Below are 18,315 nucleotides of genomic sequence, written 5' to 3' on the forward strand. Positions count from 1 at the left end.
CCCGCGGGTGGGGCCACGACGGATCGTCCGGCACGTACCTGCCGGTGGAGGGATGTACCAGTCATGGCTACGGTCACTTTCGATCATGCGACTCGCGTCTGCTCGCAGGCCTCGAGGACGTCGACGGCGGGCACATCTTCATCGGTGACCGCGACGTCACCGACGTGCGGCCCAAGGACCGCGACACCGCGACGGTCTTCCGGAACCACGCGCTGTCGCAGGTGTGGAGGCGTTCCATGACGGACGGCGACGTGTACTACACGACGCACGGGATCGGAGGGACACGGTGTCCTGACCATGACCCTGGCCGGCTCGGCACCGCTGCCGCCAGACAGCTCTACGAGAACCATGAGGACCTCAAGATCATCGATGCCGCTGATGCCGACCCTCATGGCATGCTCCGACCACGCTGGACGATCGAGCTGGCCAGCTCGGATGCTCTGGTCCGGCACTTCGATCGACACGGTGCTCTGTGGCGCAGGGTCGATCACACAGAGATTGACGGTCGTCTCTGGCGTCGGAGCACCTACGACTACACCTATCCCGATGACACGAGGCGGTGGGAGCAGACCGAGATCATGCTTGAAGTGCAGTCCGTGATCCATCCTGACGGCACAGGGTCCCTGACGATCCTGGACAGGACCGAGTGCCGGCCCGGAACCTGGCTCGTCAGCCGGTACGCCGGCAGGCCGGTCACCGACTACTGGACCGACCGGCCCGTGTTCGGCGACTGGGGAGCACTGAACGATCCCGGTTCGTCCGCGTACGAGGTCGCCGGGAACGAGGCGGTCGCACGGGCCTCGTAGGGCCAGTCGCACGGGCCTCGTAGGGCCAGTAGAGGCCGGTCGGTGCCGAGAGCTGACCCCGCCTCGAGGACCAAGGTCGACGCGTCGGATCCTTAGAATGCCTCTATGGCTTCCACCACGCGCCGACCCTCTGCAGCGGCCGACCGACGGGCCGCGCTCGAGAAGCGGATCGAGTCCGTGATCGACGAGCTGCTGCGCGACGGTACGACCTACACCGAGCTGAGCGTGGAGCAGATCGCGCTCGCCGCCGGGATCTCACGGTCCACCTTCTACCTGTACTTCCGTGACAAGGTAGACGTGCTTCAGCGGCTGAGCGGTTCACTCAAGATGGAGAGCTTCGCGCTCGCTTCGGCCTGGCGGCCGGACGGACCCGATGGCGGGCCTGAAGGCCTTGCCCGAACCTACGCACTCATCCTGCGCCACTACCGCGAACACGCGGCACTGCTCTCGGCAATCAACGAGGTAGCTGCGTACGACCCCGTCGTACGCGAGGCATGGACCGTCGACCAGGACCGATTCATCGACAAGCTCATCACCGTGCTCGAAGCGGAACGACGGGCCGGGCGCACGCCGACAGATCTCATCCCTCCGATCGCCGCCAGGGCGATCGTCCAGGGAGGCAGCCAGGTCATCGCGCAGCAGGTCGCCAACAGCGACGGCGACGACGACTCCCTCGTGGCCGATGAACTCGCGCGTAGCCACTGGTACGGGGTGTATCGCCGTCCCGCCGACAAGACCGTCCGCTGACAGCACCGTCATCCTGGTGCCCGAAGCCGCTGGCTCGAGGCCCTGACGAGGTGCGGGGGCTGGTCCCGGCGTGGCCGGCGGACCAGGCATCGCTTCGTGAGACACGACGTTGGACACCATGTCCAACATTCGTCTAATCTCCCGATGACGCGCTTGCGTCCCCCTCACGACGATCAGAACGGATTCTTGATGGCTCTTGCCATGAACTCCCGCCCCACCTTTCTGCTGGTCCATGGCGCGTGGCACGGCTCATGGACCTGGGGCAAGCTGAAGCCGATCCTGGAAGCGGACGGCTGGGCAACTCGGACGGTCGATCTGCCGAGCGCCGGCGACCCTGCAGCCGGCATTCACGATGACGCGCGGACGGTGCGTCAGGCGCTGGACCGTATCCAAGGCCCGGTGATCGTCGTCGGCCACTCCTACGGCGGCATCCCGGTCACACAGGCCGTCGCCGAGGCCACCAACGTCACGCACGTCGTCTACCTTTCGGCCTACCAGCTCGACGTCGGCGAGAGCCTCTGGGGCAGCCACGGAGCGCCGGTTCCTGAGGAGCCAGAAGGCCTCACACCGGTGGCGAACAGCCCGCTCAACGCGTTCTACGTGGGCATGTCCGATGACGAGGCCGAAGCAGCGGTTCAGCGGCTGGTGCCACAGAGCGTCCGGTCGTTCGCCGAGCCGCTCACACAAGCCGGGTGGCGCACGACGCCGTCCACCTACATCGTGTGTGAGCACGACCTGGCGCTGCCTGCGGAATATCAGGAGACGCTCGCGGTGCGGTCGGGCAGGGCGCACCGGATGGCGTGGGGCCACTCACCCTTCCTGACGGAACCCGCGGACCTGGCCGGCCTGCTCGCGAGGATCGCGCTCGAGGCGGTCGACGGGGCACCAGCCCGCTGATCACCGCTGCGTGCCCGTGCGGGTCACACCCGTCGTGACGACGCGCGGTCGGGCTTCCGGCCGAGGAAGGACTCCGGTGGTGGAGTGGAGTTGTCGAGGGACTGCTTCACTCCACTGAGGCACCTACCCGGTCAGTGCGCTCCGCGTTCACGACGACTGGACTCCCGGACAGCTTCGAGCCGGACCAGGGCCTCGGCCCGTTCGTGCTGGCGGTCAACGACAGGTGCGGGATATCCGGCGGGCGGGCCGCCGTCGATGGTGGGAAAGCCGGTGCGACCCTCTTTCCAGGCGGTGAACAGCCGGTCGGCGTCCGGCCCGCTGTCGGTTCTCAGCACGTCGTACGAGCGGTCGTAGTGACGACGTGCTGAGTCTGGGCGCTGGTCGAGGACGTCGGCGTACGTTGCGCCATGCGAGCTCGCGGACCGAGACTCGATCCTGAACCGGTGAGTTCATGGAGAGAGGCCATCCCTTCCTCCTTGTGACAGGATTCCGGAATGGCCTCTGACCAGGTGTTTCGGTGGAGCTGGGGGGACTCGAACCCCCGACCCCCTGCATGCCATGCAGGTGCGCTACCAGCTGCGCCACAGCCCCGAATTGGTCTCCCCCAGCCATCCGGCCGGGCGAGCGTGGTTAGTCTATGCAGACCGACGCCAGGGACCAAATCAAAAGCCGCGTGCGTTCCATCACGCCGACGATCCCGCAAGAAACTCGGACAGCTACTGCCGGGCCTCCGGCCCTGACTGCCAGGTGTCGAGCGGGTATCCGGCGCCCACGTTGTGCGCGACCAGCCGCCATGCCGGTGCCGCGCCCGGGGCGGAGGCGTGCAGGTGCGACCAGTGCACGTTGTGCAGACCGTGCAGCCCACGCCAGGTCGCCGGGTCGAGGCCCAGCAGCCGGGTGATCGCCTGGGTGATCGCCGAACCGTGCGAGACCACCACCAGCGTCTCCCCCGCGCTCAGTGCCTCAGCGTGCCGCAGCACCGCCTCCTCCATCCGGCGGGCGACCACGCCCTTCGACTCGACCCCCTCGACCGGAGGCTCCCCGCCGCTCCGCCAGACCGCGTGCTCCTCCGGCCAGCGCTCCGCGATCTCGGCGTCGGTCATGCCCTCCCAGATGCCGAACGACCGCTCACGCAGCCCGGCATCGGTCACGACCTCCAGGCCCACGTGCCGTGCGTAGGCGGCTGCCGTGTCCCTGGCACGTCCGAGGTCGCTGGCGACCACGAGCGACGCCTTGTGCGACGCCGCGAGGGCCGTGGCGCCCTGCTCCGCCTGCCACCGCCCGACCTCGTCGAGCGGGATGTCGATCTGACCCTGCAGCCGCAGTCCCGCGTTGTACGCGGTGCGCGCATGGCGCAGCAGCACTACCGTCCCAGCTGTCACCGGCGCGAGTCCCCCGCCAGGTAGATGGCGCCGTCGTCGGGGTCGCTGTACTCGCCGGTGTCGCCGCCGCCCTGGGCGTCCTCCGGCAGGTCGATCGCCGGGCAGTCCTTCCACAGCCGCTCGAGCGCGTAGTACGTGCGGTCCTCGGCGTGCTGCACGTGCACGACGACGTCACCGAAGTCGATGAGCACCCAGCGCGCCTGTGCCTTGCCCTCGCGGCGGATCGGCTTGACGCCCTCCTTGAAGAGCTGCTCCTCGACCGCGTCGACGATCGCGGAGACCTGACGCTCGCTGGCGCCGGACGCGATGAGGAACACGTCGGTGAGCACCAGCTGCTCGCTCACGTCGAGCGCGATGATCTCCTGCGCCTTGACACTGCTCGCGGCTCGCGCAGCGATGATCGCGAGCTCTGTGGCCCGCTCCGTAGCGGTCATGCCGCATCTCCTCCGTTGAAGCCGGGCAACGTGCCCGGCAGACTGCCCAGCAGGGCGGCGGCATCCGTGACGGCGCCGCTGTCCCCCTTGAGCACCAGGTTCCAGATCAGGAGGCCCAGTACGAACGCCACGACCACCAGGATGATGTAGTGCAGCCAGGTGTACTGCGGACCCTCGTCCTCCTCCTCGTCCCACTCCTCCTCCACCTCACGGCGGGAATTGCGGGACGGCGCAGCCGGTCCGGCAGCGAACTGGCCACCGGGTGCGCCCGGGAACTGCTGTCCAGGACCGCCGACCGGGCCGGAGCCGGGGCCACCAGGGCCGCCCGGACCGGGACGCCCGGGGAACGGGGAACCGGGGGCCGGGGGTGCGCCGCCCGGCGGCAGCGACTGCGGGGCCGCCGGGGCACCGGCTTCCCAGGGAAGCGCGGGCGCGGAGGCGCCGCCGGCCATCGGACCGCTGGACGGGCCTCCGGGCGGCGGGGCAAGGCTCCCGGGACGCTGCTGGCCGAGGCCCGCAGGCGCTCCGGGTCGCGCCCCGAACGGTGACGGCGGGCCCGACGGCGACTGGGTGGGGCCAGAAGGAGGGGGGCCCCACTGCGCCGTCTGGCCGGAGTCGCCGGGCCTACCGGCAGCCGGGGGCATGCCCGGACCGGGGCCCTGCGGGGCGCTCTGCCCGCCGAACCTGCCCGAGCGACCCTGTTGCGGGGCGGGCGGCACGGGCGCGGCGGACGGGCGAGCACCGAACGGGCTCGGCGGCCCGCCCTGCGGGCCTTGTCCGCCGGGGCCTTGCTGGCCGGGCGCACCAGGACCTTGCTGGCCGGGCGCGCCGGGGCCCGAGGGCTGCTGACCACGACCGGGAGCAAAGGCACCAGGACCGGGCGGCGGGCCGCCCTGACCGCCGGGACCGGACGGCGCGGCACCCGGCCGGCCCTGTCCGGGCGCACCGGGGGCGTACGGCGGCGGGTTGCCGCCAGGCTGCTGCACGGGCGTCAGGCGACCGGTCGCGTCCACGCCGCGCGAGCCACCCGTCGCCTGCGGGGGACGGGCGACCGGCGGGGTCTGCGGCGACCAGCCGCCACCCTCGGGCGCGGGCGCGGGCGCGGGCGCGCCACGGTGCGGAGGCTGCTGCTGCCCGCCCTGGGGCGGATAGGCGCTGCCACCGGTACCACCGGCGGCTGCGGCCGCAGCGGCAGCCTCGCGCTCGCGAATCTCGCGGCGCGTCATGGGACGACCATTGTTGTCACTCATCGTGAAGACCTCGATACAGTCCGTGCTTGGCGATGTACTGGACCACGCCGTCAGGCACCAGATACCAGACCGGCAACCCCTCCTCGGCCCGACGACGGCAGTCGGTCGAGGAGATAGCTAGTGCGGGCACCTCGAGCGTCGTCACGCCGTCCCGAGGAAGCCCGTCAACGGAGAGCTTGTGCCCTGGCCGTGTGACAGCGACGAAGTGTGCCATGTCCCACAGCTTCTCGGCATCCTTCCACCGAAGAATCTGCTGGATGGCGTCCGCACCAGAGATGAAATAGAGGTCCGCCTCCGGCCGCTGCTGGCGCAGGTCCCGGAGGGTGTCCACCGTGTAGGTGAGGCCCGCTCGGTCGATGTCGACGCGGCTCACCGTGAAGCGGGGGTTCGACGCCGTCGCGATCACCGTCATGAGATAGCGGTGCTCGGCCTGGGTGACCCGCTGCTGCTGCTTGAATCCTGGTCGGCCCGTAGGGACGAAGACGACTTCGTCCAGCCCCAGGTGGGCGACCGCCTCGCTGGCGGCCACGAGGTGGCCGTGGTGGATGGGATCGAACGTACCGCCCATCACTCCGATGCGCGGCCTGCTCCCAGTAGGGGCACTCATACCGTGGGTGCGCTCATCTGGTCGTCAGGCTCCCGTCAGGCGGATCAGTGTCGGTTGCCGACGTTGCGGAACGCGTACGTGACGACCAGCGCGGCCAAGAGGGCGCCGAAAGCGATCAGGCCGAGAACGATCGGTGCGATCGGCTCGCTGGCGTGCTCCGTAGCGGCCTCGGCGGCCAGGACAGCGTTGTGCAGCACGGGGGTTCCTCCCAGTCGGACGTGCTCAGGTGGGCTTTAGTCTCTCACGGACGTATTGCGGCCTGTACATCGTGGCACTGCGCCGCAAGGAGATCCCGGGGAAATCTCCGGACGCCGACGGGCCGTCACGGTTTGACGTGCCCGTCCCCCGTCACCACCCACTTGGTGGTGGTGAGCTCGGTCAGTCCCATGGGACCACGAGCATGCAGCTTCTGCGTGGAGATGCCGATCTCGGCACCCAGGCCGAGCTCGCCGCCGTCGGTGAACCGGGTGGACGCGTTCACCATCACCGCCGCGGAGTCGACCTCCGCGACGAACTTGTCGGCCGCCGCGATGTCGCGCGTCACGATCGCCTCGGTGTGCCCGGACGACCAGGTGCGGATGTGCTCGATCGCCTCGTCGAGCGACGGCACCACCCGGACGCCGAGCTCCAGTGCGAGGTACTCGGTCGCCCAGTCCTCGTCCGTCGCGGGGACCATGTCGGCACCGGCCGGGGCAAAGGCCATGGCTGCCGGGTCACCGTGCAGCACCACACCGGCGTCGGACAGCGCGGTGAGCGCCGCCGGGAGGAAGCCGGCCGCGGCGTCCTGGTGCACGAGCAGCGTCTCCGCGGCGTTGCAGACGCCTACCCGCTGGGTCTTGGCGTTCATCACGATCGCCACGGCCATGGCGACGTCGGCGGTGGCGTCCACGTAGACGTGCACGTTGCCGACGCCGGTCTCGATCACGGGCACGAGGGACTCGCGGACCACCGTCTGGATGAGGTCGGCGCCACCCCGCGGGATCAGCACGTCCACCAGGCCGCGGGCGCGCATGAGCGCCACGCCGCCGGTCCGGCCGTACGCGTCGATCGTCTGGACGAGGTCCGCGGGCAGGCCCAGCGCGGTCAGCGCGTCCCGCATCACCGTGACGATCACCTCGTTCGACGCCGCCGCGGCGCTCCCCCCGCGGAGGATCACCGCGTTGCCCGACTTCAGCGCCAGGCCCGCGGCGTCGACCGTGACGTTGGGCCGGGCCTCGTAGATCATGCCGACCACGCCCATGGGCACGCGGATCTGCCGCAGGCGCAGGCCGTTCGGCAGCGTCTGCCCGCGCACCACCTCGCCGACCGGGTCGGGCAGGCCCGAGACGTCGCGCAGCGCGTCGGCGATCTGCGCGATCCGCTCCGGGGTCAGCGCGAGGCGGTCCAGGAGCCCGTCGGACATCCCGTTCGCGCGCCCCCGCACCAGGTCCTCGGCGTTCGCGGCCACGATCCGGTCCGCTGCGCCGACCAGGGCACCCGCGATCGCACCGAGCGCGGCGTCCTTCGTCATGCGGTTCGCCGTGGCGAGGGTGCGCGACGCGACCTTCGCGCGCCGGGCGACGTCGCGCACCGCGGCGGTGACGTCCACCTCCGTGGTGCCCGACGGCGGCGTGGCCGCTCCGGCGCTCTCGCCTCCGGCAGGTATCGCGTCGTGGATCACTGTCGTCATGCTCCGAGGGTACGTCGGGCGAGGGCCGGAGCAGAGGGCGAATCCGTGGTGTGGACGGGTCAGCCGGTCGGCCGGTCGAGCACCAGGTCGTCCCGGTGCACGACCACGCGGTCGTAACCCTCCCCCAGCTCCTCGCGGAGCGTGTACGTCGAGCGCCCCAGGAGCGCCGGGAGGTCGCTCGCGTCGAAGGCGACGAGCCCGCGCGCGACCACCGTGCCGTCGGGCCCCACGAGCTCCACGGGGTCACCCGCGTCGAACTGGCCCTCCACCTTCGTGATCCCGGCGGGCAGGAGCGAGGCTCGGCCGCCGAGAACCGCGCGCGCGGCGCCGTCGTCCAGGTGGAGGCGGCCCTCCGTGCGCGCCGCGTGCGCGATCCACAGACGACGCGCCGACGTGCGGCGTCCCGTGGCGGAGAAGAAGGTGCCGACGTCGTCCCCGGCGAGGGCGGCCGCCGCGTTGCTCGTGAGCGTCAGCACGGTGGGGACGCCCGCGCCGGTGGCGATCCGGACCGACTCGAGCTTGGTGACCATGCCGCCCGTGCCGACGGAGCTGCCGCGCGCGGTCACCTCGACGCCCGCGATCTCGGCGAGGTCGTCGACCTGCGGGATACGCCGGGCGCCGGGGCGCGACGGCGGTGCGTCGTGCAGGCCGTCGACGTCGGTCAGCAGCAGCAGCGCGTCGGCCCGCACGAGGTGCGACACGAGCGCGGCCAGACGGTCGTTGTCACCGAACTTCAGCTCGTCGGTCGTGACCGCGTCGTTCTCGTTGATGACCGGCACGACACCGAGCGCGAGCAGGCGCTCCAGCGCCCGCTGCGCGTTGCGGTAGCGGGCGCGACGGACGGTGTCCTCGGCGGTGAGCAGGATCTGGCCGATCTGGATCCCGAACGCCGCGAACTCCTCCTGGTACCGGCCGGCGAGCTGGCCCTGGCCCACCGACGCCGCCGCCTGCATGGTCGCGAGGTCACGCGGCCGCGAGCCGAGTCCGAGCGGGCCGATGCCGGCCGAGACCGCACCGGAGGTGACCAGCACGACCTGGGCTCCGGCTGCCTGCCGCGCCGCGAGGACCTCGACGACCCCGCGCAGCGCCCCGACGTCGAGGTGTCCGTCCGGGCCCGTCAGGGACGACGAGCCGATCTTCACCACGACACGCCGGGCGCCGGCGATCACGGACCGGGCGCTCGGGGCGTCCTGGGGGCTGGCCGAAGGTTCGATGGAGCTCACGCCCCCCATCCTCGCCGGAGTACCGCCCGAGACGCGCGGCCATTTCACGCACCGGTCACGCCCACCCTGCCGCGATACCTCCCCGGCGGGCCGGCTACTCGGAGTCCGGGTCCGTCCAGTGGCCGGCCTCGCGTTCGGTCCACAGCTCGCGCCGGGCCTCGGACTTGGCGTCCATGCGCTCGTTGAACTCCCGGCGCTTGTCGCCACGCGTCGGCCGGTCGTTCTGCTCGAGGCGCAGGTCGGTGCCGCGGCCGCCGAGCAGCTCGGGACCGGTCTGCAGCGTGGGCTCCCAGTCGAAGACGACGGCGTTCTTCGGGTCGCCGATGCGCACCTCGTCGCCGGCGACGGCGCCCGCCTTGAACAGGCCGTCCTCGACGCCGATCTTCGCGAGCCGGTCCGCGAGGAAGCCGACTGCCTCGTCGTTGTTGAAGTCGGTCTGCTTGACCCAGCGCTCCGGCTTGGTCCCGCGCACCTCGAACCAGTAGCCGGTCTCGTCGCCACCGAGACGGCGCACGGTGAACCGCGCCTCGTCGACGGCGCGCGGGCGCAGCACGACCGGGGCGGGCGCGGGCGGCGGCGCCGCGGCGCGGGCCTTCTCGACGGTCTCGGCCAGCGCGAACTTCAGCTCGCGCAGGCCCTCGTGGCTGGCGGTCGAGATCTCGAAGACGCGCAGCCCGCGCTCCTCGAGGTCCGACTTCACGAACTCCGCGAGCTCGCGGGCCTCAGGCACATCGATCTTGTTGAGCACGATGAGCCGGGGGCGCTCGTTGAGCGGCACCCGACCACCCTCGATGCCGATGTCCCCGGCGTACTTGGCCAGCTCTTCCTCGATCACGTCGAGGTCGCTGATCGGGTCACGACCGGGCTCCAGGGTGGCGCAGTCGAGCACGTGCACGATCATCGCCGTGCGCTCGATGTGCCGCAGGAACTCCAGGCCGAGCCCCTTGCCCTCGCTCGCACCCGGGATCAGGCCCGGGACGTCCGCGACGGTGAACCGCGACTGGCCGGCCTGCACCACGCCGAGGTTCGGCACCAGGGTGGTGAACGGGTAGTCGGCGATCTTGGGCCGGGCGGCGGAGATCGCGGCGATCAGCGACGACTTGCCGGCGCTCGGGAAGCCCACGAGCGCGACGTCGGCGATCGTCTTGACCTCGAGCTCGATCTCGGCGGTGTCGCCCTCCTCGCCGAGCAGCGCGAAGCCGGGGGCCTTGCGCGTGTGCGACGACAGCGCCCGGTTGCCCAGGCCGCCCTTGCCACCCGGGGCGACGACGTACTCGGCGCCATCGCCCACGAGGTCGGCCAGGACGTTGCCGTCCAGGTCCTTCACGACGGTGCCGTCCGGCACCTTCAGGATCAGGTCGCCGCCCTTGCTACCGTCCTTGTCGCCGCCCATCCCCTGGGTGCCCGACGTCGCACGGCGGTGCGGCGAGTGGTGGTACTCGAGCAGGGTGGTGGTGTTCGCGTCGACGACGAGCTTGACGGAACCGCCGTCGCCGCCGTTACCGCCGTCGGGCCCTGCGAGGGGCTTGAACTTCTCGCGACGGATCGAGGCGCAGCCGTTCCCGCCGTTTCCCCCGGCGGCATGAAGCACCACCCGGTCTACGAAGCTGGCCATGTCTCGATCCTCTCAAAAACTGCTCAGGCAGAGCGGCCCGCTACGAGCCGCTCGAGAAAAAGGCGAAGGGGGCACACCGTCACCGGTGCGCCCCCTTACGCGGAAGCCGGTACTCAGGCCTCTACAGTCACGATGTCGATGACCTTGCGGCCACGACGCGCACCGAACTGAACGGCGCCGGGGGTGAGGGCGAACAGCGTGTCGTCCTTGCCGCGGCCCACGTTGATGCCGGGGTGGAAGTGGGTGCCACGCTGGCGGACGATGATCTCGCCGGCCTTCACGACCTGGCCACCGAAGCGCTTCACACCGAGGCGCTGGGCGTTGGAGTCACGACCGTTGCGCGAGGAGCTCGCGCCCTTCTTGTGTGCCATCTCAGGACCTGTCTTTCGCTACGAAGGAGAAGAAGAAGTATCTGGATCACGCGCGGGCCGCGAGGCCCGCAGCGGAAGTCACTTGATGCCGGTGACCTTGAGCCGGGTCAGCGACTGACGGTGACCCTGACGCTTGCGGTAGCCGGTCTTGTTCTTGTACTTGAGGATCGTGATCTTGGGACCCTTCTCGTCCCGAACGACCTCAGCGGTGACCTTGACCTTCGCCAGCTTCTTCGCGTCGGTGGTCACCTTCTCCCCGTCCACGAGCAGGAGGGCCTGGAGCTCGAGGGTCTCACCGGGGGTCGCCTGGACACGGTCCATGACGACGATGCTCCCGACGGACACCTTCTCCTGACGGCCACCAGCCTTGACGATCGCGTAAACCACGTTCAACTCATCTCTCTAGTCTTGGCGTGCGCGCACGACGGGATCCACCGGCTTTGCTGTGACTCGCTCCGCCGCGGCGGTCGAGTGCGGTGCGCCATGGGCACGCAGGACGGGTGCGCAGACAGCACACCGAAGCACTAGGTTACGCGACGCTCTCGAAGGGTTCAAACCGGCGGGAGCGTGGTCTTGCCCACCCTCGCCGCACGCCACCTCCTGCTCCGAGGCCCCGACACCCCCGAGTCACCACTTGGCATGCCCGGGACAAAGCTCTGATCCGCCGTCTGCTAGCGTCCATGACTGTTTTTTGACCGAGATTTCTTCGCCGCACGAGAGGAAGCTCTGATGGCGAGCCGTAAGAACGCCGGCAAAACTACTGATCATCCGGCTCTGCTGCCCGGACTGGGCGTCGAGCGCACCAACAGCAACTTCGGCACCAGCTGGGGCGTGTTCGCCTTCGCCGCCGTACTCGTGGTGGGCGTGATCGTCTGGGGTGCCGCCGGGCCCGAGAGCCTTGCCGCCGCCTCCAGCACCGGCCTGGCCTGGGTCTCCGGCTCGTTCGGCTGGCTGTTCGGCCTGCTCACGTGCACCGTGTTCATCTTCATGATGTGGCTCGGGTTCGGCCGCTACCGCAACATCCGGCTGGGACAGGACGACGAGAAGCCCGAGTTCTCCACTGGCTCCTGGCTCGCGATGCTGTTCTCCGCCGGGATCGGGATCGGGCTGCTCTTCTACGGACCGTACGAGCCCATGACCTACTTCGTCGATCTGCCGCCGGCCTACGAAGGCCTCGACCCGGGCACCAATCCGGCGATGCACGCGGCCCTCGTGCAGACCATCTTCCACTGGGGACCCATGGCGTGGGCCTACTACGCGCTGGTGGGCGGCGCCGTCGCCTACGCCGCCTACCGCAAGGGACGCACCCCGCTGATCTCTTCGCTGCTCGAGCCCATCTTCGGCGAGCGCACCAAGGGTCCGCTCGGCGCCGTCGTGGACTCCTTCGCGATCATCGTCACGCTGTTCGGTGTCGCCGTGTCGCTCGGTATCGGCGCACTGCAGATCGGCCGCGGCGTCGAGATCGTCGCGGGGACGGGACCGCTCGGGAACGGCGCGATCATCGGCATCATCGTCGTCCTCTCCGTCGCGTTCATCATCTCGGCCGTCTCGGGCGTGAAGCGCGGTATCCGCGCCCTGTCGAACATCAACATGGTCGTCGCGGGACTGCTTGGCGTCTTCGTGCTGGTGGTCGGACCGACGGCGTTCCTGCTGAACCTGTTCCAGGGCACCCTGATGCAGTTCGTCGGCGACTCGTTCCGGCTCATGGCGCAGACCGCCGCCACGTCTCCGGACGCGCAGGCGTTCATGGACAGCTGGACGACCTACTACTGGGCGTGGTGGGTGTCCTGGACACCGTTCGTCGGACTGTTCATCGCCCGGATCAGCCGTGGGCGCACCCTGCGCGAGTTCGTCACCACCGTCATCGTGACTCCCAGCGTCGTGTGCCTCGTGTGGTTCACCATCCTGGGCGGCACGTCCATGTGGATGGAGCAGACCAACGGGGCGCTGAGCTCCGCCGAGTCGCCGCAGGACATGCTGTTCGCCCTGCTGCACGAACTGCCGGCCGGGACGTTCACGTCGATCGTGGCGATGATCTCGATAGTCATCTTCTTCGTGACGAGTGCAGACTCCGGCTCCATCGTCATGGCGAGCCTGTCGCAGCGCGGCAACCCGAGCCCGAGCACCTGGGTCACGGTGGTCTGGGGCATCGCGCTGGCGGCCATCGCCGGCGTCCTGCTCGTGGGCGGCGGTTCCGTTGCGCTGAACGGCCTGCAGAGCCTTGTCATCATCACCGCGCTGCCGTTCGCGATAGTGGTCATCCTCGTGATGGCTGCCTGGGCCAAGGACCTGGCGCGGGACCCGCAGACCCTGCGGCGCCGCTATGCCCGCGAGGCGATAGTCCAGGGCGTGCGCACCGGGATCGAGAAGCACGGCGACGACTTCGTCGTCGGCGTGGTGCACACCGAGGGCGCCGACAAGGGCGCTGGAGCCTGGCTCGACACTGCCGACCCCGCTCTGACGGAGTGGTATCGGCCGGAGGACACCGAGGTACCCACCAACGGGTCCACGGGCACGACGACACCCGAGATCGAGCCGGAACCCGTCGGCTCCCGCTGAGCGCGGGCGCCGAGCCAGCTCGAACCGCCCGGGTAGGCACCTGGCGACCTGGATCGCCCTGTGCCTACCCTGGGACCGGGTGATCCCGATGGCCTCTGAACCGGTAGCAGTGCACGACGACATCGAACGCGCCATGCGCGCGGTCCCCCGCCGGGAGTTCCTGCCGCGCTCCCAGCGGCCGCTCGCGCACGAGGACCGGCCGCTGCCCATCGGGCGCGGGCAGACCTCCTCGCAGCCCGCGACGGTCGCCGCGATGCTCCGCCTGCTGCGCGTCCCGCTCGGCGCGCGCGTGCTCGACGTCGGCTCGGGCTCCGGCTGGACGACCGCGCTGCTTGCCTACCTCGCCGGGCCCCAGGGCTCGGTGCTCGGCGTGGAGCGCGACAGCAGGCTCGCCGAGTGGGGCGCGGCCAACCTCGGACGCACCGGTTTGAGCTGGGCGAGCATCGAGCAGGCCACGCCCGGCAGGCTCGGGCATCCCCGGCCGAACGGCTGGGACCGGATCCTCGTGTCCGCCTCGGCTCCGGCGCTGCCGCGGGCACTGGTGGACCAGATCGGGTACGGCGGCCGCATGGTCATCCCCATCCGGACCACGCTGCTGCTCATCGAGCGGCTGCCCGACGGACGCACCCGTGCGAGCGATCACGGTGGGTACCGGTTCGTGCCGCTCATCGAGGACCCTGAGTCGTGAGCCAGATTCGGGTCATAACGGATTCCCGGGGCTATTTCGGAATGAAATCGACAAGTTAAGGTCAATAGGTCGTCTAAAACCCTTCGCGAGGCGTCCACATCTGCCCCTCGCTACCGTAACCTACGGTCCCGTAGGCTCCGGGGTATCTGCGTGATGGACGAGATCGTCCGAATTCCACGACTGAGAAGTCGACACCGAGCATGTGAGGACCACATGGCCCAAGCTGCCCCCCTCGTCCGCGACGGTTTCCGCCCGACGAAACCCCGCGACCCCAATGCGCAGCCGGTGACCAGTACCTACACGTCGCTGGCACGCACCGTGCGCGACGCCGGACTGCTCAACCGGGCGCACCGCTACTACGCCTGGACCCTCGCCGCGCTCACCGTCGCGCTCGGCGGGATCATCACGGGCTTCGTCCTGCTGGGTGACTCCTGGTTCCAGCTCCTCATGGCAGGAGCGCTCGGCCTGGTGCTGACGCAGTTCGCCTTCGTCGCACACGAGGCGTCGCACCGCCAGGTCCTCGAGTCCGGGCGCCACAACGACCAGCTGGGCCGCTTCCTCGCCAACGCCGTGGTCGGCATCAGCTACTCGTGGTGGATGAACAAGCACACCCGGCACCACGCGAACCCGAACCGGGTCGGCAAGGACCCGGACATCGAGAACGACACGATCGCGTTCACCGAGGACGGCGTCCGCCAGCACCGCGGGCTCAAGCGGTGGATCAACCGCTACCAGGGCTGGCTGTTCTTCCCCCTCCTCACTCTCGAGGGCCTGAACCTGCACGTCATCTCGATCCAGTCGCTGTTCCAGGGCAAGCCGGAGACGCTCCGGTCGCGCGTGGGCGAGCTCGTCACCATCGCGGTACGTCTCAGCGTCTACGTCGCGATCCTGTTCCTGGTGCTGCCGCTCGGCATGGCCTTCGCGTTCCTCGGTGTCCAGCTGGCCGTCTTCGGCGTCTACATGGGCGCGTCGTTCGCCCCGAACCACAAGGGCATGGCGATCATCCCGGCCGACAGCAAGCTCGACTTCCTCTCGAAGCAGGTGCTCACCTCGCGCAACATCCGCGGTGGCCGGTTCATGAACATCCTCATGGGCGGGCTCAACTTCCAGACCGAGCACCACCTGTTCCCGAGCATGCCGCGGCCGCACCTGATCCGGACGGCCGTGATCGTCCGGGAGCACTGCGCCAACCTCGGCATCCCCTACACGGAGACGACCCTGGCGCACTCGTACCTGCTCGTCGTCAACTACCTGAACCGGGTGGGGCTCGCGGCACGCGACCCGTTCGACTGCCCGGAGTACCACTCGCTCCGCAAGGTCTGACCCTCGGGGCAGCAGCAGACCTCGCCGCGCCGAAGGGCGCGAGCGGTCGGCAGGGCCTCAGCCTCTACCGGTCACTCGCGCCCTTCCGCACGCCCGGCGTGCCGACGGCAGCGCGCCTCGTACGACTCCGAGCCGCCGACGTGCGCGGCGACCGGTACCAGCGCGTCACCCGCGGCGGCGTCGACGTCGGTCACCGGTGGCGCACCCGGCACGCGGACGTGGAAGGCCGCGTCCGCCCCGCACACCGAGCAGACGGCGGTGAGCTTCTCCACCGACTCGGCGAGCGCCATCAGCTCGGGCAGGGGCGAGAAGGGCTGGCCGTCGAACGTGACGGACAGCCCCGCGACCACGACCACGAACCCGCGGCGGGCAAGCTCCGAGGCCACGGGCACGAGGGCCGCGCCGAAGAACTGCGCCTCGTCGACGGCGACGAGCTCGATCTCGGTCCCGGTCTCGTCCCCGACGTCGGCGCCCGCGTCGAGCAGGGCGAGGATCTCCGCGGCGTCCGACACCGTGCGCGAGGGCACACCCTGACCCGAGTGCGAGGTCACCCTGCCGAGGCCCCTGCGGGCGTCGAGCGCGTGGCTCACCACCAGCACCCCGCGCCGCGCGATCCGGGCGCGCCGCACCCGGCGCAGAAGCTCCTCGGACTTGCCCGCGAACATGGGGCCGGCGATCACTTCGAGGCGCCCGGCGCCCAGCCCGTCTTTCATGGTCGCCAGTCAACCATTCGACTAGGTTGACGAGCATGGCGACCGACGTCGAGACCGTGTTGTTCCTGCCCGGGCTGGGCGCAGGCCTCGATCCGTGGGAGGCGCAGCTGCGCGCCCTGCCCGCCGGGTACACGGGCCTGGCCCCGGACATCCCCGGGCTCGACCGTGCCGCGACGCCCGGCGCCTTCACGTTCACGGGCGCGGCACGCGCGCTGCGGGACCTGCTCGACGAGCACGAGATCGACCGGGCGCACGTCTGCGGTCTGTCGCTCGGCGCGATGACGGCGACCCAGCTCGTGCTCGACTTCCCCGACCGGGTCGCGTCGCTCGTGCTCTCGGGCAGCCAGGTCCGCCCGCCTCCTGCGCTCATGGCTATCCAGCGGACGATCGTCCGGATGCTGCCGGAGAGCACCGCCGTGGGCATGTCCATGACCAAGGCGCAATGGCTCGGGGCCCTCCGGGTGGTCGCGGACGCGAACTTCCGCGAGGGACTGGCGGGCATCGCGGCACCGACCCTCGTCCTGTGCGGCAGCCGTGACATCGCCAACCTCGCGCCGGCGCGGGAACTCGCCGCGACGATCCCCGACGCCGAGCTGCGGATCGTCCCGCGGGTCGGCCACCCGTGGAACCAGCAGGAGCCGGAGCTCTTCTCCCGGACGATCGCCGAGTTCTACGCCCGGCTGCCGGCAACCGGCTGACGCCCCAGAAGCTCTCGCCACTCGCCGAACGGAAGTCCGTTTCCGGACTTCCGTTCGGGCGGGCCCGCCTACAGCACCCGCGAGACACCCGGGATCTTCCGCAGCAGGTGGGCGAAGCCCCAGCACAGCGGCACCGAGAGGGCGAGCAGGATCAGGAACTTCACGCCAGCCGGGGCGACGAGCGGCGCGAAGAGCATCGCGACACCGACCAGCACCAGCGGGTGGATGACGTACACCGCGAACGAGTTCTGCGCCGCCCAGCGCGCCCATGCCGGCTGGCCCGAGAAGCGCTCGCGGAACAGAACCAGCAGGGCCACTATCGTGCTCACCGCGAAGACGTTCTCCGCGAGGCTGGCACCCAGCTGCGCGAGCAGCCCGGCGCCGGGTGTCGTCGCGAGGGCGGCGCCGCCGAGCGCGAGCCCCAGGCTGACGAGCGCCACGACCAGCGCCACACGTCCCTGCCGCACGGTGAGGGCGGTGAGCCACCCGCGGCGCACCGCGAGCAGGCCGACCACGAAGAGGATCACGTACTGCGGCAGGTAAGCCGGGGAGGGCAGGCCCGCGACCTCCCAGTAGGTGCCGGCCGGCACCACGAGCCGCCAGAGGAACGTGGCAGCGGTCAGCACCGCGACGAGCCCGGCGATCGCCCGGAAGCGGGCCGGGCGCGGCTCGGCGTCGACCGTCGTCGGCGACCCGGTGTCCGCGATACCGGACCGTGCCGCCGAGCGGGCGCGAAGCGCGCGGAAAGCGGCGTACGCGAGCGACAGCACCAGGAGCACCTCCGCGAACCACAGCGGGCCGACGTCACCGGCGGTGAACCAGAACCGCAGGAACGACTCCCCCTCCGCTCGGCGCTCCGGCCAGCTCGGCAGGGACAGCAGCGGCCGGGCCACCAGCCAGAACGCCACCAGCGGGACACCGAGCCGGAGCAACCGGTCCCGGGCGAAGGCGCCGGGCCCCTTGCGGTCCACCGACCCGGGGGCGAACAGGCCGGAGAGCAGGAAGAAGAACCCCATGAAATAGAACTGGTTCACGATCACCAGCACCATCAGCGCGATGCCGGACGGGCTGGTGCTCGGCTCGGTCCAGTACCAGATCGGGAGCGCGCCGTAGGTCAGGGCGCTGTGGTGCGCCAGGACCAGCACGGTCAGCAGCACCCGCAGGTTGTCGACGTACCCCAGTCGGGTAGCGGTCGGCCGTACGGCGGTGGTCGTCATCGTGGGTCTCCGAGTCTCGTGCGGTTCACTGCCTCTGTGGTTCATTACTCGACTAATGAACCACAGAGGGTGATGGATCCGCAAGGGAGATCCGCACCGGGAATGTCCGGGCACGC

At 70.3% G+C, this 18,315-nt stretch carries 19 protein-coding genes, 1 tRNA gene and 1 pseudogene; 7 read left to right on the forward strand and 14 right to left on the reverse strand.

The genetic code is table 11. The annotated features are described in order from the left end of the window. Positions 1-92: 92 nt before the first annotated feature. From ACQEVI_RS05400 to ACQEVI_RS05410, 3 genes and pseudogenes are all read left to right on the forward strand, one after another. Positions 93-215: pseudogene (locus ACQEVI_RS05400) on the forward strand (sugar ABC transporter ATP-binding protein); the annotation flags it as partial. Between the two features lie 768 nt (positions 216-983). Further along, positions 984-1,553 (forward strand): TetR/AcrR family transcriptional regulator, encoded by a 570-nt coding sequence (locus ACQEVI_RS05405; protein ID WP_432895474.1) that lies wholly within the window; start codon positions 984-986, stop codon positions 1,551-1,553. Between the two features lie 189 nt (positions 1,554-1,742). Further along, a complete protein-coding gene (locus ACQEVI_RS05410; protein ID WP_432895476.1) occupies positions 1,743-2,450 on the forward strand; it encodes an alpha/beta fold hydrolase in 708 nt (235 codons plus the stop codon). 131 nt (positions 2,451-2,581) lie between these two features. On the opposite strand, the gene ACQEVI_RS05415 is transcribed toward ACQEVI_RS05410, so the two are convergent. The 12 genes from ACQEVI_RS05415 to rplU all read right to left on the reverse strand — a co-directional run bounded on the left by ACQEVI_RS05415 (position 2,582) and on the right by rplU (position 11,388). Beyond that, on the reverse strand, positions 2,582-2,884 hold the full coding sequence (locus ACQEVI_RS05415; protein ID WP_432905798.1) for an FAD-binding domain-containing protein: 303 nt from the start codon (positions 2,882-2,884) through the stop codon (positions 2,582-2,584). An 84-nt stretch (positions 2,885-2,968) separates the two neighbouring features. Further along, positions 2,969-3,041: transfer RNA gene (locus tag ACQEVI_RS05420), tRNA-Ala, on the reverse strand. A gap of 125 nt (positions 3,042-3,166) precedes the next feature. Further along, entirely contained in the window at positions 3,167-3,832 is a 666-nt protein-coding gene (locus ACQEVI_RS05425) for a histidine phosphatase family protein (protein WP_432895478.1), read from the reverse strand. Then, entirely contained in the window at positions 3,829-4,266 is a 438-nt protein-coding gene (gene rsfS, locus ACQEVI_RS05430) for a ribosome silencing factor (RefSeq protein ID WP_357448398.1), read from the reverse strand. The genes ACQEVI_RS05425 and rsfS overlap by 4 nt, the downstream gene beginning before the upstream one ends. Continuing rightward, a complete protein-coding gene (locus ACQEVI_RS05435) occupies positions 4,263-5,492 on the reverse strand; it encodes a hypothetical protein (protein ID WP_432895481.1) in 1,230 nt (409 codons plus the stop codon). The genes rsfS and ACQEVI_RS05435 overlap by 4 nt, the downstream gene beginning before the upstream one ends. 16 nt (positions 5,493-5,508) lie before the next feature. After that, complete coding sequence (gene nadD / locus ACQEVI_RS05440; RefSeq protein WP_377225141.1) at positions 5,509-6,123, reverse strand: nicotinate-nucleotide adenylyltransferase; 615 nt, start codon at positions 6,121-6,123, stop codon at positions 5,509-5,511. A 44-nt stretch (positions 6,124-6,167) separates the two neighbouring features. Next, positions 6,168-6,320, reverse strand: coding sequence for a hypothetical protein (locus ACQEVI_RS05445; RefSeq protein WP_432895483.1), 153 nt, complete (start codon positions 6,318-6,320; stop codon positions 6,168-6,170). A 125-nt stretch (positions 6,321-6,445) separates the two neighbouring features. Then, positions 6,446-7,792, reverse strand: coding sequence for a glutamate-5-semialdehyde dehydrogenase (locus tag ACQEVI_RS05450; protein WP_432895485.1), 1,347 nt, complete (start codon positions 7,790-7,792; stop codon positions 6,446-6,448). A gap of 59 nt (positions 7,793-7,851) precedes the next feature. Beyond that, on the reverse strand, positions 7,852-9,024 hold the full coding sequence (gene proB, locus ACQEVI_RS05455; protein WP_432895487.1) for a glutamate 5-kinase: 1,173 nt from the start codon (positions 9,022-9,024) through the stop codon (positions 7,852-7,854). 85 nt (positions 9,025-9,109) lie between these two features. Then, positions 9,110-10,630, reverse strand: coding sequence for a GTPase ObgE (obgE, locus tag ACQEVI_RS05460; protein ID WP_432895489.1), 1,521 nt, complete (start codon positions 10,628-10,630; stop codon positions 9,110-9,112). Between the two features lie 113 nt (positions 10,631-10,743). Next, positions 10,744-11,001 carry a 50S ribosomal protein L27 gene (rpmA, locus tag ACQEVI_RS05465; protein WP_108495115.1) on the reverse strand — a complete coding sequence of 86 codons (258 nt, stop codon included), beginning with the start codon at positions 10,999-11,001 and terminating at the stop codon, positions 10,744-10,746. 78 nt (positions 11,002-11,079) lie between these two features. Continuing rightward, positions 11,080-11,388, reverse strand: coding sequence for a 50S ribosomal protein L21 (gene rplU / locus ACQEVI_RS05470; protein ID WP_432895492.1), 309 nt, complete (start codon positions 11,386-11,388; stop codon positions 11,080-11,082). Positions 11,389-11,730: 342 nt separating this feature from the next. On the opposite strand from rplU, the gene ACQEVI_RS05475 reads away from it, so the two are divergent. The 3 genes from ACQEVI_RS05475 to ACQEVI_RS05485 all read left to right on the forward strand — a co-directional run bounded on the left by ACQEVI_RS05475 (position 11,731) and on the right by ACQEVI_RS05485 (position 15,571). Continuing rightward, a complete protein-coding gene (locus ACQEVI_RS05475; RefSeq protein WP_432895494.1) occupies positions 11,731-13,560 on the forward strand; it encodes a BCCT family transporter in 1,830 nt (609 codons plus the stop codon). 88 nt (positions 13,561-13,648) lie between these two features. Next, positions 13,649-14,248 (forward strand): protein-L-isoaspartate O-methyltransferase family protein, encoded by a 600-nt coding sequence (locus tag ACQEVI_RS05480; RefSeq protein ID WP_432895496.1) that lies wholly within the window; start codon positions 13,649-13,651, stop codon positions 14,246-14,248. Positions 14,249-14,533: 285 nt separating this feature from the next. Continuing rightward, complete coding sequence (locus ACQEVI_RS05485; protein ID WP_432895498.1) at positions 14,534-15,571, forward strand: fatty acid desaturase family protein; 1,038 nt, start codon at positions 14,534-14,536, stop codon at positions 15,569-15,571. Between the two features lie 71 nt (positions 15,572-15,642). Here the strand turns inward: ACQEVI_RS05485 and ACQEVI_RS05490 are convergent, their stop codons facing one another. Next, complete coding sequence (locus tag ACQEVI_RS05490; protein ID WP_432895500.1) at positions 15,643-16,284, reverse strand: thymidine kinase; 642 nt, start codon at positions 16,282-16,284, stop codon at positions 15,643-15,645. A 35-nt stretch (positions 16,285-16,319) separates the two neighbouring features. On the opposite strand from ACQEVI_RS05490, the gene ACQEVI_RS05495 reads away from it, so the two are divergent. Then, positions 16,320-16,982 carry an alpha/beta fold hydrolase gene (locus ACQEVI_RS05495; protein WP_432895502.1) on the forward strand — a complete coding sequence of 221 codons (663 nt, stop codon included), beginning with the start codon at positions 16,320-16,322 and terminating at the stop codon, positions 16,980-16,982. A 68-nt stretch (positions 16,983-17,050) separates the two neighbouring features. On the opposite strand, the gene ACQEVI_RS05500 is transcribed toward ACQEVI_RS05495, so the two are convergent. Continuing rightward, on the reverse strand, positions 17,051-18,199 hold the full coding sequence (locus ACQEVI_RS05500) for an acyltransferase family protein (protein WP_432895504.1): 1,149 nt from the start codon (positions 18,197-18,199) through the stop codon (positions 17,051-17,053). Between the last annotated feature and the right edge of the window lie 116 nt (positions 18,200-18,315).

The sequence above is a fragment of the Promicromonospora sp. CA-289599 genome, assembly GCF_050936155.1.
In the GTDB taxonomy this organism is placed as follows: Bacteria; Actinomycetota; Actinomycetes; order Actinomycetales; family Cellulomonadaceae; genus Promicromonospora.

Excerpts from the sequence above, each read along its gene's own strand:
- ACQEVI_RS05450 (WP_432895485.1), bottom strand. The coding sequence starts at position 7,792 with ATGACGACAGTGATCCACGACGCGATACCTGCCGGAGGCGAGAGCGCC.
- ACQEVI_RS05495 (WP_432895502.1), top strand. The coding sequence starts at position 16,320 with ATGGCGACCGACGTCGAGACCGTGTTGTTCCTGCCCGGGCTGGGCGCA.
- ACQEVI_RS05490 (WP_432895500.1), bottom strand. The coding sequence starts at position 16,284 with ATGAAAGACGGGCTGGGCGCCGGGCGCCTCGAAGTGATCGCCGGCCCC.
- rsfS (WP_357448398.1), bottom strand. The coding sequence starts at position 4,266 with ATGACCGCTACGGAGCGGGCCACAGAGCTCGCGATCATCGCTGCGCGA.
- ACQEVI_RS05410 (WP_432895476.1), top strand. The coding sequence starts at position 1,743 with ATGGCTCTTGCCATGAACTCCCGCCCCACCTTTCTGCTGGTCCATGGC.
- ACQEVI_RS05500 (WP_432895504.1), bottom strand. The coding sequence starts at position 18,199 with ATGACGACCACCGCCGTACGGCCGACCGCTACCCGACTGGGGTACGTC.
- ACQEVI_RS05435 (WP_432895481.1), bottom strand. The coding sequence starts at position 5,492 with ATGACGCGCCGCGAGATTCGCGAGCGCGAGGCTGCCGCTGCGGCCGCA.
- ACQEVI_RS05480 (WP_432895496.1), top strand. The coding sequence starts at position 13,649 with ATGGCCTCTGAACCGGTAGCAGTGCACGACGACATCGAACGCGCCATG.
- rpmA (WP_108495115.1), bottom strand. The coding sequence starts at position 11,001 with ATGGCACACAAGAAGGGCGCGAGCTCCTCGCGCAACGGTCGTGACTCC.
- obgE (WP_432895489.1), bottom strand. The coding sequence starts at position 10,630 with ATGGCCAGCTTCGTAGACCGGGTGGTGCTTCATGCCGCCGGGGGAAAC.
- ACQEVI_RS05475 (WP_432895494.1), top strand. The coding sequence starts at position 11,731 with ATGGCGAGCCGTAAGAACGCCGGCAAAACTACTGATCATCCGGCTCTG.
- proB (WP_432895487.1), bottom strand. The coding sequence starts at position 9,024 with ATGGGGGGCGTGAGCTCCATCGAACCTTCGGCCAGCCCCCAGGACGCC.
- nadD (WP_377225141.1), bottom strand. The coding sequence starts at position 6,123 with ATGAGTGCCCCTACTGGGAGCAGGCCGCGCATCGGAGTGATGGGCGGT.